Source organism: Sporocytophaga myxococcoides, from assembly GCF_000775915.1.
GTDB lineage: Bacteria > Bacteroidota > Bacteroidia > Cytophagales > Cytophagaceae > Sporocytophaga > Sporocytophaga myxococcoides_A.
On record NZ_BBLT01000013.1, the window covers coordinates 58753 to 72942 of the forward strand.

Genomic DNA, 14190 nt, shown 5'->3' on the forward strand with positions numbered 1-14190 from the left:
ATGAGTATTTTTTCGGGGACCGGAGTAGCACTTGTAACGCCGTTTAGTGATGACGATAGTATAGATTTTAACGGATTAAAAAAACTACTGGATCACGTAAGTCAGAATGGAGTAGACTATTTAGTTGTAAATGGAACCACAGGTGAATCACCTACTACTAGTCAGGAAGAAAAAAAACAAATCTTAGATTTTGTACTCAAAGAAAACAAAGGTAAGCTTCCAGTTGTCTTCGGTATCGGTGGTAATAATACAAAAGAGGTCCTTGAGCGTATTAAGAATACGAACTTTGAGGGCATCAGTGCCATTCTTTCAGTTTGTCCCTACTACAATAAACCTTCTCAGGAAGGAATATACCAGCATTATAAGAAAATAGCAGAAGCGTCTCCAGTGCCGGTAATTTTGTACAATGTTCCAGGCAGAACGGGAATCAACATGACTGCGGAAACCACCATCAGACTTTCCAATGTTAAAAATGTAATTGGTATCAAAGAAGCCAACAGCGATTTGAAACAAGCTGAAGAAATAGCTAATAAAAGTCTTAAAGGCTTCCTGCTAATCAGCGGAGATGATATGACGACAGCAAGTTTTGGAGCTCTTGGAGGTGTTGGTGTTATTTCAGTACTTGCAAATGCGTATCCGGCACATTTCAAAAGATCAATTCAGTATACTTCTGAAGGAAAACATGCTGAAGCAGAGGCTGTAATTTCTAAGCTTGGGAAAATTAATCCTTTAATGTATGAAGAAGGAAATCCGGTCGGAATTAAAGAAGTACTTGAATGTAAGGGCATTTGTAAAAGTAATGTAAGACTACCATTAGTGAAAGCTTCTCAAAATCTTAGAGAACGGATCTTACAAGCAATTAACGAAGTTAACTAAACAAAAAAGAGGCTAATTTTAGCCTCTTTTTTGTTGTTATTGTTCTTCGTTATTCTTTTTATCCTGAACTTCAACTCTAATCTCCTGAGCTAAATTTTTAAGATCCTGCATACCTTTCCTTACACGGGTTCCTGCTGCTGCATTTTCTTTTTCATAAAATTTTGCAAAATCACCTTCCAGCGACATTACAAGATTTTTCAGTTGTTCGAATCTGTTCATTATTATAAAAATTTAGGTTATTAAAACGTTCTAAATTAAGAAATTAAAAAATACTACTCAAAAGAAAAGTAAGATTTTCTTTCTTTACCAGTAGAAAACCTTACTTTCAATATGCTATTATTAAATTGAAATGTTTGAAAGCGATTGTGTATAAAGCTTATTCTGAAGTTTATAAGAAACTTCCTGGAAAGCCTTGATAGTCTGCTTAACATCATCAAGAGTATGCATTGCAGTAGGGATTATTCTAAGTTCAAGAACCCCTTTCGGCACCACCGGATAAATAACAATAGAACAGAAAATGCTATAGTTTTCTCTTAAATCTATTATCAGCTGAGCGGCTTCACTCTCATCACCTTTCAGATAAACAGGAGTTACAGGAGATTCTGTTTTACCAATATCAAATCCCGCATCTTTCAAACCTTGCTGTAGATTACGAACAACATTCCAAAGGTTTTCTCTAAGCTGAGGTTGAGATCTCAATAACTCTAATCTTTTCATTCCTCCCACTACCAAAGCCATTGGCAATGTTTTAGCAAAAATCTGAGATCTGGTGTTATATCTTAAAAAACCTATTACTTGTTCAGTGCTGGAAACAAATGCACCGATGCTTGCCATTGATTTAGCAAAAGTTGAGAAGTAAATATCAATACCATCCTGCACTCCAAGATGCTCACCTGATCCTGCACCAGTAGGTCCCATTGTACCGAAGCCGTGTGCATCGTCAACAAATAGCCTGAATTGATATTGTTTTTTCAGCTCTACTATTTCCCTTAATTTACCAAGGTCACCTGCCATACCGAAAACACCTTCAGTAATCACAAGTATTCCCCCCTTAGTTTCCTGAACTATTTTTGTTGCTCTTTCAAGTTGTTTTTTAAGATTCTCAATATCGTTGTGAGGAAATACAAATCTTTTTCCCTGGTGCAGTCTTACACCATCAACTATACAAGCATGAGATTCACTATCATAAATTACTACATCATGACGGGAAAGTACGGCATCTATAACGGACACCATTCCTTGATATCCGAAGTTAAGAAGCATAGTATCTTCCTTTTTTACAAAATCAGAGATCTGAGCTTCAAACTCTTCAATTAGGTTTGAATTTCCAGACATCATCCTTGCGCCCATTGGAAAAGCCAAACCATATTTTGCAGCTCCTTCAGCATCTGCTTTACGAACTTCAGGGTGATTTGCAAGACCAATGTAATTATTTAAGCTCCAGTTCAAAACTTCTTTTCCTCTGAACTTCATTCTGGGGCCAATTTCGCCTTCTAGTTTTGGGAATGCAAAATATCCATGTGCGACCGAAGAGTGTTTTCCTAACGGCCCTTTGTCATTTGTTAATTTATCAAATAAATCCAAGGTAGTAAATTTTTATTATAGTCAAATCAAAACCTTATTCTGATCATATTCCAGATCCAAAAATCGTACAAATGTAAGCATTAAAATCAGATCCTAAATATGGTTTTCGATAAAATACCTCCTATATTCTTAAAAAAAGAATAAAATTAATGGATTTAATTATTTATTATTGACACCTACTAAGTACCAGAAATATGCAAAAAATTAAAAAGGTATTGATTGCTAACAGAGGTGAAATTGCTTTAAGAATCATGAGATCACTAAAAGAAATGGGGATAAAAACTGTCGCTGTTTTTAGTGAGGCTGATCGACAATCCCCTCATGTTCAATATGCTGATGAAGCAGTTTGCATTGGTCCTGCCCCTTCTTCCTCTTCTTATTTAAATAGTTCGAAAATAATCGAGACAGCCCTTAAGCTCCATGCTGATGCAATACACCCGGGATATGGCTTTCTAAGTGAAAATGAAAACTTTGCGCGTCAGGTAGAAGAATCAGGTTTGATATTTATAGGACCATCTGCCAATTCCATAAAAATAATGGGTAGTAAATTAGCAGCCAAAGATGCCGCATCTGCCTATAATATTCCTATGGTACCAGGAACAAACAAACCGGTAACCGATATTAATGAAGCTCTCAGAGTAACTTCTGAAATCGGTTATCCAGTCCTTATTAAAGCAAGTGCCGGAGGTGGAGGAAAAGGAATGCGTATTGTGGAAAAGCCAGAAGAATTTGCTGAGCAGCTGGAAAGGGCTTCAAGCGAAGCTAAATCTGCATTCGGAGATGGGTCTGTTTTTATCGAAAAATACATTGCATCTCCTAAACATATTGAAGTACAAATTCTTGGAGATCAGCATGGCAATGTAATTCATCTCTTTGAAAGGGAATGCTCTATTCAGAGACGTTATCAGAAAGTAGTTGAAGAAGCCCCCTCACCTGTTTTAAACCATGAAAAAAGGATGGCAATAGGAGAAGCTGCAGTTAATGTGGCTAAATCCTGTAATTATTATGGAGCAGGAACTGTTGAATTCATTGTAGATGAAAAGCTTAACTTTTATTTTCTTGAAATGAATACCAGACTCCAGGTTGAACATCCTGTAACTGAAATGATAACAGGAATTGACCTGGTAAAGGAACAAATTAATATTGCCGAGGGTAATACTTTATCATTCAAACAAGAAGATATTTCTATAAGGGGTCATGCTATTGAATTAAGGGTTTATGCTGAAGACCCTGCAAATAACTTTCTTCCGGATATAGGAAAGCTCGTAACATACAAAAGACCGCAGGGACCGGGAATAAGGGTTGATGATGGATTCGAAGAATCTATGGATATACCTGTGTTCTATGATCCTATGATTGCAAAACTGATTACTTATGGAAGTACAAGGACCGAAGCCATTCAAAGAATGAAAAGGGCAATATCCGAATACAAAATTTCAGGAATCATGACTACTCTGCCTTTTGGTTCCTATGTGATGGATCATGAAGAGTTTATTTCAGGAAGATTTGATACCCATTTTGTAAAAAAATATTTTTCTCCGGAAAATTTAAAAGTCAATTTGGATAAAGAAACAGAAGAAATTGCAATGGCATTTGCAGGAAATTTTTTTACTGAGAAAAATAATAATCCGTACGCAGGGGAAATTCACAACGCTTCCGGAAACTCAATCTGGAAAAGAAGATACAGTTAATTTTTTATGGCCCAGGTTTTTCCTTTGGAAGTATATATGTATAGTGATTTACAGTCACTCCCTAAACTTTCTTTTCCATTAATGCCTAAAGAAGAGTTCAGCAATGATTTGGAATCTCTATATAAAATACCATTCCATAGTATTTTACTCACCTATCCCAAAACCTCAGAAGGAAAAGATTCTTCTTTTGAGGAATGGAAGAAAAAGGGGGTATTGAAAAAAGAAGGAGCTGCAATCTATAAGTACACGCAGGAATACAAACATCCGGTAAGTGGAAAGCTCTTTAAGCGTGTTGGTATTATGGCTGGGTTAAAAGTTGATGACTGGGGACCAGAAAGTGTATTACCCCATGAAGGGATTAATTCAGAAGTAGTTGAACAGGGAATACAATTCCTTGAAAATTACCAAGTTAATTCTTCTCCTATTCATTTGCTTTACTCTGATCCTGAGCAAAGGCTTCGAAACTACCTGGAAAACCCAACTGAGTTAATTTCAATGTTTACTGATAGTTTAGGTACCATTCATAAACTTGAAAAATTTGAAGAAAGAACCTATAAGGATATTTACAAACTGTTTAAAAGCAATCCACTATTTCTGGCAGACGGGCATCACAGGTATCAGACTATGATTCTATTTAATAGAAAATATAGCAAAAATACCCTTATTCCTGCATATATCAGTTTGATAGAGAATGAACCTCCGCGAATATTACCGTTCCACAGGTTAGTAAAATTAAGTGAATTTAAGGAAGAAAAATTACTTCATATCTTGAAGAAATTTTTTCAGGTGCAACCTATTTCTTCGGAAAACGTAGAGGCATTCACCGTACAGGAAGACGGAGGTGAGTGGGGATTAATCATGAAGTCTCAATCATTTATTCTTAAACCGATTAATGAAAAAGTTAAACATTTTATTAATAATAAAGCTTATAATGAGGCCGGACAAAAAATGGCATTAATTGACTATTTAGTATTAAAATACTTAGAAGATTTTAAAAAAGAACAGGCCAAAAACTGGTTTAATCTAAAATTTTCTTATAACTTTACTAAATTAACGAGAAAAGTGCGGTCCGGTGAGGCTGATTTTGGATTAATATTAAAAGGAATAAGCATGAAAACTCTTGGGAGAACAGTTCTAGATAACTCAATATTACCTGAGAAATCGACATTCTTTTACCCTAAAATGCTTGCAGGTTTGGTCTTTTATGACCTTACTGATCAAAATTGAAAAACACTTACAAATCTTTACGATACAATCAGGTCATATGAAAAACTATATTATTCTCAAATCATTGCTATTACTGATGGCATGGGTTTCCATCTTAGGAAACGCCTCTGCTGAAATTGTGGCTGACACCTCTTTCTTCGAAAAAGGAAATGTAAAATACAAAAAAGGTGATTTCCTGGGTGCAATTGAAGAGTTTGATAAAGTATTGGCAAAAGACCCTAAAAATGTAGAAGCATATTTCAACAGGGGAATATGCAGGACAGAGATTGGAGATAATGAGTCAGCAATAGAAGACTTCAACCATGTACTTGAACTTAACCATAACCATTATAAAGCATTCATAAAAAGAGGCATTGCCAAAGAGCAGGTTGGAGACCAGAAAGGAGCAATAGACGATTTTTCAAAAGCCTTGGTTCACTCTCCTAAGGATCCTGAAGCTTTGGCTCACAGAGCTAATATAAGATATCTTCTGAGCGACTATGCCGGATCTATAAAAGATTACACAACCCTGATAGAACTTGCTCAGCCAAATAATTTTGAAGCTCTTTACAAAAGAGGTCTTGCTCGCAATGAATATGGCAGATTTAAAGAAGCAATCGCTGACTTTACAAGAGTGATAGAATTGTATCCTAAATACAACTATGCATACTTTTACAGAGGTTTTGCCAAAAACCATATTGATGATTTTAAAGGTGCCATCGAAGATTATACAAAAGTAATTGAACTAGACCCAAATGATAAATTTTCTTATTACAACAGAGGTTATTCTAAACTTCAATTGATGGACTTCGATGGTGCGGATAAAGATTATCAAAAAGCAACAGAAATTGACCCTAAATTTGAAGAAGCATACTATCAATGGGCAGAAGTATTTGCAACAAGCGGAAATACAAAAGCCGCAATGGAGAAATTTAATAAAGCGGTAGAACTGTTCCCTAACCATAAAGATGCATATTTCAACAGAGGTGCTTATCTGACTGAAATTGACAAAAGCAAAGAAGCTATAGTCGATTTAACAAAAGCAATAGAGTTAAATCCAAAAGATAGAGAAGCTTATTACTTCAGAGGGGTTGCTTATGCTCAATTGAATAAAAACTCCGAGGCCTGCCTTGACCTGAAACAAGCAGAACAATTTGGAGATATAAGAGCTTCAGAAATGATTAAAAGCGTTTGTGGTAGAAACACACCTAACTTGATCAAATAGTAAATATCAGTAAGATTTGAATAAGAATTTAAATATAATCCTTGCTTCCAACTCGCCCAGAAGGCAACAGATACTAAAGGAAGCAGGGATTATTTTTTTGGTAAAAAGTAAAAATATTCCGGAAGATTACCCCTCTGATCTACCCAAAAGGAATATCTCTGAATTTCTCGCTGAAAAAAAAGCAGAATCTTTTTGTGAAGAATCTCAAAGCAATCTCATAATAGCAGCTGATACAACAGTTTTAGTTGAAGGAAAGATACTTGAAAAGCCAGTTGACTCTCTCGACGCAAGAAGGATGCTTAAAGAGTTGTCAGGAAAATATCACGAAGTAATTACCGGCGTCTGTCTATTACATAAAGACAAGAAAATATCTTTTTCTGATACTACCAAAGTCTATTTCAGAGATCTTTCAGATGCTGAAATTGAACATTATGTAGAAACTTATAAACCCTTTGACAAAGCCGGGAGCTATGGTATTCAGGAATGGATAGGGCTTGTTGGAATTACGGGAATCGAAGGCTCTTATTTCAATGTTATGGGCCTTCCGATTCACAGAGTTTATGAATGTCTTAAAGAATTTTTTAAGTGAGTTTACTTTCCATTATTTTTATTTCAGTTGCTGGAGACATTTTTTCATAAAGAATATTATAAACAGCTTTTATAATAGGCATATCAATAGATAACTCTTTGTTAATCTCGTTGATTCCCTTCACGGCGTAATATCCTTCAGCAATCATATTCATTTCTATCTGAGCTGATTTAACGGAATAACCTCTTCCTATCATATTTCCAAAGGTACGATTCCTGCTAAACTGAGAATAGGAAGTTACCAGCAAATCTCCTAAAAATGCAGAAGAACAAACTACTCTATGGTCGGAAGGATGTAAAGCATTTACAAATCTGGAGATTTCCTGCAGTGCATTTGAAACCAGGACAGCCTGAAAATTATCCCCATAATTTAAGCCATGGGTGATGCCACATGCAATTGCTATTATATTTTTCATAATTGCAGCATACTCTATTCCATATAAATCAAGAGAAACAGATGTTTTTACAAATCGACATGATAATAATCCCGCAACTTTTTTTCCTGTTTCCAGATCTGAAGCCCCAATAGTAAGGTAAGATTTCTTTTCCATAGCAACTTCTTCGGAATGACATGGACCAGCAATGATGCAAAGATGTTCTGATTTAACTCCAAACTCAAAAGAAAGAAAATCAGTGATAAGCTTATTCTCATGAGGGATCATTCCCTTTATTCCTGATACAATTATTTTATTCTGATAGCTTTCTTTATCCAACGATAAAAGTATTTCTTTTACAAAAGCTGATGGAACGGCGAGGATTAAGACAGAAGATAATTCAACTGCTCTTTTAAGATCTGAAATAGGCTTTACTTTTGTAAGATTAATATGAATATCACTTGCATATCTTGGATTTGATTCATATGTGAGAATATGTTCTACATCCTCTTCCTTTCTTACCCACCAATGAATCAGTATATTTTGCTCTGACAGAATCTTCACAAGTGCTGTCGCCCAGCTTCCCCCTCCTATTACAGCAACCGATAACTGCTTTTCCATGTAGTTTTTTAAATTTAAATTCCTGCTAAATTAGCAAAATAATTTTTATTGACTGATTAAAATCTTACCATGAGCCAACTCATTCTAAACGGAGAATATTACCCAGTTGAAGGCAACCAGCTCTTATCCACCACCAATAGAGCTTTTTTGTATGGTGATGGAATTTTTGAAACAATTAAGCTACAGAATAATATTTTGTTATTCTGGGAAGACCATTACAATCGGATGATTAACGGTGCCAGAGCTTTATCCCTGGATTGTTCAAAAATATCTAAGGATGACCTAAAAGCTTCCATTATTAAACTTGCAGAACAGAACTCACTATTAACAGCCAGGGTCCGAATACAATTATGGCGCTCACCTGGAGGACTGTTTACACCTGCTGATAATTCTGTTCAGTATTTAATTAATGCTACAGAATTCACTACGGCTCCTTCATTAAAAAGATCTTGCTTTTTCTTTGAAGAAGTACCCTTGACCTATTCTTCTATTTCCAGATACAAAACATGTAACGCGCTTCCTTACATTCTTGCAAGTATTAAAAGAAAGGAACTGGAGGCAGACGAAATGATTTTGTTTAACACGGATGGATTTGTATCTGAATGTACATCCTCTAACATATTCTGGCTGAAAGGTGACACCCTATGCACCCCATCCCTTGAAACTGGTTGTATTGAAGGGATTATAAGAAAACAGATTTTGTCTTATGCAAAACAGCATCATATAAAAGTTGTGGAGGGCCAATTCTTTAAAGAAGAACTCCTACATGCTGATTTTGTATTCAGCACGAACACTGCTGGAATAAGTCAATTGGCTTGTATTGAAGGAAAGCATTATAAAGAAAATCATGCTTTGTTTGAACTGCTCAAAAATGATTATCCCAAAGACATACTGAATAACTCTTAAGATAAAAAATCCCTATTGCAGTAAAAACTATTTGATGCCTGATGGAAAAGGAGACGCCAGCATAGCGTCTCTACCAATCTTAAACCGCCACATCTGCCTTAATTGCCGGATGTGGATTATAGTTCTCCAGAGTAAAATCTTCATATTTAAAATCAAAAATTGATTTTACATCCGGGTTTATTTTCATTTGAGGAAGAGGTCTCTGTTCCCTTGAAAGCTGAAGTCTTGTCTGCTCAAGATGATTTGAATACAAATGTGCATCACCTAAAGTATGTACAAAATCTCCTGGTTTCAAACCACAAACCTGAGCAACCATCATAGTCAGTAATGCATAAGAAGCAATATTAAAAGGCACACCTAGAAAAACATCGGCACTACGCTGATACAATTGACATGAAAGCTTGCCTTCAGCTACATAAAACTGGAAAAATGCATGGCAAGGAGGCAACTTCATTTTATCTACATCTGCCACATTCCAGGCACTTACGATAAGCCTTCTTGAATCCGGTGTTTTTTTGATTTGTTCAATTACTTTAGAAATCTGGTCAATGTGGTCTCCTTCAGGAGTTGGCCAGCTTCGCCACTGGTATCCGTATACAGGACCAAGATTCCCTTTTTCGTCTGCCCATTCATCCCAGATACTTACTCCATTTTCTTTCAGGTATCTAATATTGGTATCTCCTTTCAGAAACCAAAGTAACTCATGAATAATCGATTTTAAATGAAGCTTTTTAGTCGTCACAACAGGAAACCCTTCAGATAAATCAAATCTCATCTGATATCCAAACACACTTATTGTTCCTGTTCCTGTTCTGTCTTCCTTTTTCACACCTTTTTCAAGAATGTGCGTCATCAATTCATGATACTGCTTCATAACTTAAATTTATCGCTACCCGAAATTACAAAAAAAAATGGTCCTTTGGGGACCATTTTTAAACTTAAATATCTTTTATTTTCAAAACTACTCGGCTGCTTTCTGTTCAGCAGGGGCTGCACTGTTTTCTGCTCCTTTAGAAGCACAGCATGACTTTTTAGAAGTTGAACAGTTTGATTTAGTAGCGCATTCTTTCTTCTTTTTCTTTTTATCCTTGTCTTTATCCTTTACTACAACAGAGATATTTGAATCTGACACAACTGCTGCGAATGAAGTACCGAAAGCAACAAGAACTGAGAAGATTACACTGAAAATTACTTTTTTCATAAGATTAAAATTTCAATTATTTAAAGTTTTAAACTAGAGATATTAATTAAATATAAAAAAATATTAATTCAATTCCAAATTTTAAGGATTTTGAATATCACTTGCTTTATACGGCCATTCATTCGTATAAGTTGCCAAATACATCTTTGTTACTGCATTTCTCTTCCTGAGAAAATCCTATGTCATTCTCTGATAGAATTTTAAACTTCATTAAGCTGTTATTGAAAAAAACTGTTTAAAAAAACTATTTTTGCAGTCCAAAAAATAATATTAAAACTATCATGGCAGATTATAATTTTCAGGAGATTGAAAAAAAGTGGCAGGATAAGTGGGAAGCTTCCAAAATCTTCGAAGCGGACACGAACCAAAGTAAACCCAAATACTATGCCCTAGACATGTTCCCTTATCCATCAGGTGCTGGCCTTCATGTAGGCCATCCGCTGGGATATATTGCCACTGATATTGTTGCACGCTATAAAAGAATCAAAGGGTATAACGTATTGCATCCAATGGGATTTGACTCATTCGGGCTTCCCGCTGAACAATATGCCATGCAAACTGGTCAACATCCGGCCATTACAACTGAACAAAATATTACGAGATATAAAGAACAGCTAAAAAAGATTGGATTTTCCTACGATTGGTCCAGAGAAGTAAGAACCAGCAATGCTGATTATTACAAATGGACACAATGGATATTTACACAACTTTTCAAACATTGGTATAATAAAGACAAGGAAAAAGCAGAGCCTATTGTAGATTTGATTAAGATCTTTGAAACTTCAGGAAATAAATCTGTTAATGCTGTTCGAGATGAAGACACTCCTGTTTTTTCTGCTGAAGACTGGAAAAAACTCTCAGAAAGAGCAAAGCAGGAAATGCTTTTGAAGTATCGTCTTACTTTCCTCTCCGAGACTATGGTAAACTGGTGTCCTGAACTTGGAACTGTACTTGCCAATGAAGAAGTGAAGGATGGCGTTTCTGAGCGCGGAGGATATCCTGTGATCAGGAAAAAAATGCTTCAGTGGAGCATGCGCATCACTGCTTATGCAGAACGACTGCTTGCCGGCCTTGATACGATTGACTGGCCTGAGCCTATGAAAGAAATGCAGCGCAACTGGATAGGAAAATCTTTGGGCGCTGAACTTACATTTAAAGTAGAAGGCAAGGATCTTGAATTAAAAGTTTTCACGACAAGAATAGATACTACATTCGGAGTAACCTTTGTTTCTATAGCTCCAGAACATGAACTGATCTCAGAACTTACCACTCCGAATTTAAAAGCGGAAGTTGAAAAATATGTTGAGACCGCTAAGAACAGGTCTGAAAGAGATCGTATGAGCGATGTAAAAACTGTTTCAGGGCAATTTACAGGAAGCTATGTAATTAATCCGTTTAATGAAGAGCGCATTCCAATTTATATAGCTGATTATGTACTTTCCGGATATGGCACTGGAGTTGTAATGGCTGTTCCATCTTCGGACACTAGAGATTATGCATTTGCCAAACATTTTAACCTGCCAATTATACCTGTTCAGGAAGGTGAAGGATCGGATATTACCAAAGATGATTTTGATCCGAAAAAAGGGACAATGATCAACAGCGCATTCCTTAATGGCCTTACGGTACCTGAAGCAATTAAGAAAGCTATTGAATTCATTGAACAAAAGGGTATTGGTAAAGCCAAGATTAATTTTAAAATGAGGGATTCCATATTCGGAAGACAAAGATACTGGGGGGAGCCTATTCCCGTGTCTTACGACAATGATGGAATGCCTGTAATCTTCAAAGATTCAGAGTTACCTTTAATACTCCCTCCTATTGACGAATACAGGCCTACCGAGGCAGGAGACCCTCCATTGGGAAGAAACAAAGACTTTGTTGCCAAGAATATCGAGCTCAGCACAATGCCTGGATGGGCAGGATCGAGCTGGTATTATTTGCGCTATATGGATCCTAAGAATTCCGACAGGCTGGTAGGAAAGGAAGCAGAAAAATACTGGAATCAGGTAGATTTATATATTGGAGGAGCAGAACATGCAACAGGTCACTTGTTATATTCAAGGTTCTGGAACAAATTCTTAAAGGATATCGGATATGTTTCCAGTGAAGAACCATTTGCAAAGCTTATCAACCAGGGAATGATTCAGGGAAGATCAAACTTTGTATATAGAATTAAAGGGACTCAAAAGTATGCATCCTATAATCTAAGAAAGCAATACGATACAACACCTTTGCATGTGGATGTAAATATTGTCAATAATGACGTACTCGACACTGAAGCATTCAAAGCATGGAGACCTGACTTTGCCGAAGCTGAATTTATTCTTGAAGATGGTAAATACATCTGCGGAAGCGAAGTAGAAAAAATGTCTAAGTCATTATATAACGTTGTTAATCCTGATGATATAGTTGCTAAATATGGAGCTGATACACTTCGCTTATATGAAATGTTCTTGGGGCCACTTGAGCAATTCAAACCATGGAACACTAATGGTATCGAAGGAGTATATAAATTCCTGAGAAAGCTCTGGAATCTTTGTCATGACGAGAATGGAAAGCTAAATATTTCCGATACTGAACCAACCAAAGAAGAATATAAAGCACTTCATAAAACAATAAAAAAAGTAGAAGAAGATATTGAGCGATTCTCATTCAATACTTCTGTAAGTACTTTTATGATATGTGTAAATGAGCTTAGTTCTTTGAAGTGTAATAAAAAGAAAATCCTTAGTGACCTACTTATCGTCCTCTCCCCATATGCACCACATATTGCAGAAGAGTTATGGTCGGAGTTCGGAAATAAGGAAAGTATACTTAAAGCAACCTATCCAGCCTTCAGACAAGAATATCTGACCGAAGAGAGTTTTGAATATCCTATTTCCATTAATGGAAAAATGAGAGTTAAACTTGATCTTCCTCTTAGTCTTACAAATCAGCAGATAGAGGAAACTGTACTTTCAAATGACCAGGTGCAAAAGTGGCTTGAAGGAAAGGCTCCTAAAAAAGTAATCGTGGTACCAAACAAGATTGTCAATCTTGTGATTTAAAAACTGCATAATTATAAAAGGAAAAAGGCTGTCTTACCGGGCAGCCTTTTTTGCTTTATAAATCTTCAGGTCTTAATATTTTTTATTCTGACCAAGCAAGAAGCCAACACCTGCTGATACAGCCCATTGACGGTTCTTCGCATTAAGTCTATAGATATCGTTGTTGACTTCATCAAACCCAAACCCATATCTACCGTCCACAGTGAAGAATACAGGACCCGCATTGATATCAATACCTGCACCTACTACTCCACCAAAATCATGCTTTTTAACCGCTGTTGTACCGTATTCAATAGACTCACCTGTTTCATTATTAGTAACAGTATAGCTGGCTTTATTTCTAAATCCCCAAGAAGGACCTGCAAAAATATTAGGATAAACTGCTCCAAGAGGTAATCTTAACTTAAGCAACACCGGAACCTGGATATAATTGTTTTTCAGTTTAGTGTTTGTACCTCCAAACTCCCCTTTAGTACCCATTTGATTATAAAGTACCTCTGGTTGAATAGCAATCACTCGTGCAAGACCGATATTTGCGAATCCTCCTGCTACGAATCCATTTCTGGAATTCTGATTACTTTTATCCTTTGACAAATGCGAGAACGTTGCTCCTCCTTTAGGACCTAAAGAAAAAGTAACCTGCGCATTCGCATTTTGCAGACCTAGAAATACCAGACCTGAAAACACAAGTGACTTTACTACTCCTTTTAGATTTGAAAGTAATCCCCTTCTCTGTACTACCTTTTCCATTTTATTCATTTCGATTAGTTAGTAAATCATTTATTAGACTAACAGGTAGAGAAAAAATATTGTTTAAAAGCGCAAAGCATGAAAGTCAAAAACAGAAAGAAATGAATTAAAAAATAAG

The 14190-nt window shown here is 36.1% G+C and carries 13 protein-coding genes; 7 read left to right on the plus strand and 6 right to left on the minus strand.

The window, feature by feature from the left end; translation table 11 throughout:
- Positions 1–876, plus strand: coding sequence for a 4-hydroxy-tetrahydrodipicolinate synthase (dapA, locus tag MYP_RS22735; RefSeq protein ID WP_045468940.1), 876 nt, complete (start codon positions 1–3; stop codon positions 874–876).
- Between the two features lie 36 nt (positions 877–912).
- Here the strand turns inward: dapA and MYP_RS22740 are convergent, their stop codons facing one another.
- Both MYP_RS22740 and MYP_RS22745 read right to left on the minus strand, forming a co-directional pair.
- Positions 913–1095 carry a hypothetical protein gene (locus MYP_RS22740; RefSeq protein WP_045468942.1) on the minus strand — a complete coding sequence of 61 codons (183 nt, stop codon included), beginning with the start codon at positions 1093–1095 and terminating at the stop codon, positions 913–915.
- Between the two features lie 120 nt (positions 1096–1215).
- Positions 1216–2460 (minus strand): aminotransferase class I/II-fold pyridoxal phosphate-dependent enzyme, encoded by a 1245-nt coding sequence (locus MYP_RS22745; protein ID WP_045468944.1) that lies wholly within the window; start codon positions 2458–2460, stop codon positions 1216–1218.
- A 194-nt stretch (positions 2461–2654) separates the two neighbouring features.
- Between MYP_RS22745 and accC the strand changes: the two genes are divergently transcribed.
- Genes accC through MYP_RS22765 form a run of 4 tightly spaced genes read left to right on the plus strand, consistent with a single transcriptional unit; the run spans position 2655 to position 7171 of the window.
- Positions 2655–4151, plus strand: a complete 1497-nt coding sequence (accC, locus tag MYP_RS22750; protein ID WP_045468946.1) for an acetyl-CoA carboxylase biotin carboxylase subunit — start codon at positions 2655–2657, stop codon at positions 4149–4151.
- 6 nt (positions 4152–4157) lie between these two features.
- Positions 4158–5378, plus strand: a complete 1221-nt coding sequence (locus MYP_RS22755; protein WP_045468948.1) for a DUF1015 family protein — start codon at positions 4158–4160, stop codon at positions 5376–5378.
- 37 nt (positions 5379–5415) lie between these two features.
- Complete coding sequence (locus MYP_RS22760) at positions 5416–6582, plus strand: tetratricopeptide repeat protein (RefSeq protein ID WP_197060166.1); 1167 nt, start codon at positions 5416–5418, stop codon at positions 6580–6582.
- Positions 6583–6598: 16 nt separating this feature from the next.
- Positions 6599–7171 (plus strand): Maf family nucleotide pyrophosphatase, encoded by a 573-nt coding sequence (locus tag MYP_RS22765; protein ID WP_045468950.1) that lies wholly within the window; start codon positions 6599–6601, stop codon positions 7169–7171.
- Here the strand turns inward: MYP_RS22765 and MYP_RS22770 are convergent.
- On the minus strand, positions 7164–8165 hold the full coding sequence (locus MYP_RS22770) for an NAD(P)H-dependent glycerol-3-phosphate dehydrogenase (RefSeq protein ID WP_045468952.1): 1002 nt from the start codon (positions 8163–8165) through the stop codon (positions 7164–7166). The two genes, MYP_RS22765 and MYP_RS22770, sit on opposite strands and share 8 nt — an antisense overlap.
- A gap of 69 nt (positions 8166–8234) precedes the next feature.
- On the opposite strand from MYP_RS22770, the gene MYP_RS22775 reads away from it, so the two are divergent.
- Positions 8235–9071 (plus strand): aminotransferase class IV, encoded by an 837-nt coding sequence (locus MYP_RS22775; protein WP_052430449.1) that lies wholly within the window; start codon positions 8235–8237, stop codon positions 9069–9071.
- Between the two features lie 79 nt (positions 9072–9150).
- Here MYP_RS22775 and MYP_RS22780 read toward each other — a convergent pair whose 3' ends face one another.
- Both MYP_RS22780 and MYP_RS22785 read right to left on the minus strand, forming a co-directional pair.
- Positions 9151–9945 (minus strand): thymidylate synthase, encoded by a 795-nt coding sequence (locus MYP_RS22780; RefSeq protein WP_045468955.1) that lies wholly within the window; start codon positions 9943–9945, stop codon positions 9151–9153.
- Between the two features lie 87 nt (positions 9946–10032).
- The gene (locus MYP_RS22785; protein WP_045468958.1) at positions 10033–10272 is read right to left on the minus strand and encodes a hypothetical protein; all 240 of its coding nucleotides are present in this window, start codon (positions 10270–10272) and stop codon (positions 10033–10035) included.
- A gap of 281 nt (positions 10273–10553) precedes the next feature.
- Here MYP_RS22785 and leuS point away from each other — a divergent pair, with 281 nt between their 5' ends.
- Positions 10554–13322 carry a leucine--tRNA ligase gene (leuS, locus tag MYP_RS22790; RefSeq protein WP_045468961.1) on the plus strand — a complete coding sequence of 923 codons (2769 nt, stop codon included), beginning with the start codon at positions 10554–10556 and terminating at the stop codon, positions 13320–13322.
- 72 nt (positions 13323–13394) lie between these two features.
- Here the strand turns inward: leuS and MYP_RS25540 are convergent, their stop codons facing one another.
- Positions 13395–14072 (minus strand): porin family protein, encoded by a 678-nt coding sequence (locus MYP_RS25540; protein WP_197060167.1) that lies wholly within the window; start codon positions 14070–14072, stop codon positions 13395–13397.
- Positions 14073–14190 lie beyond the last annotated feature (118 nt).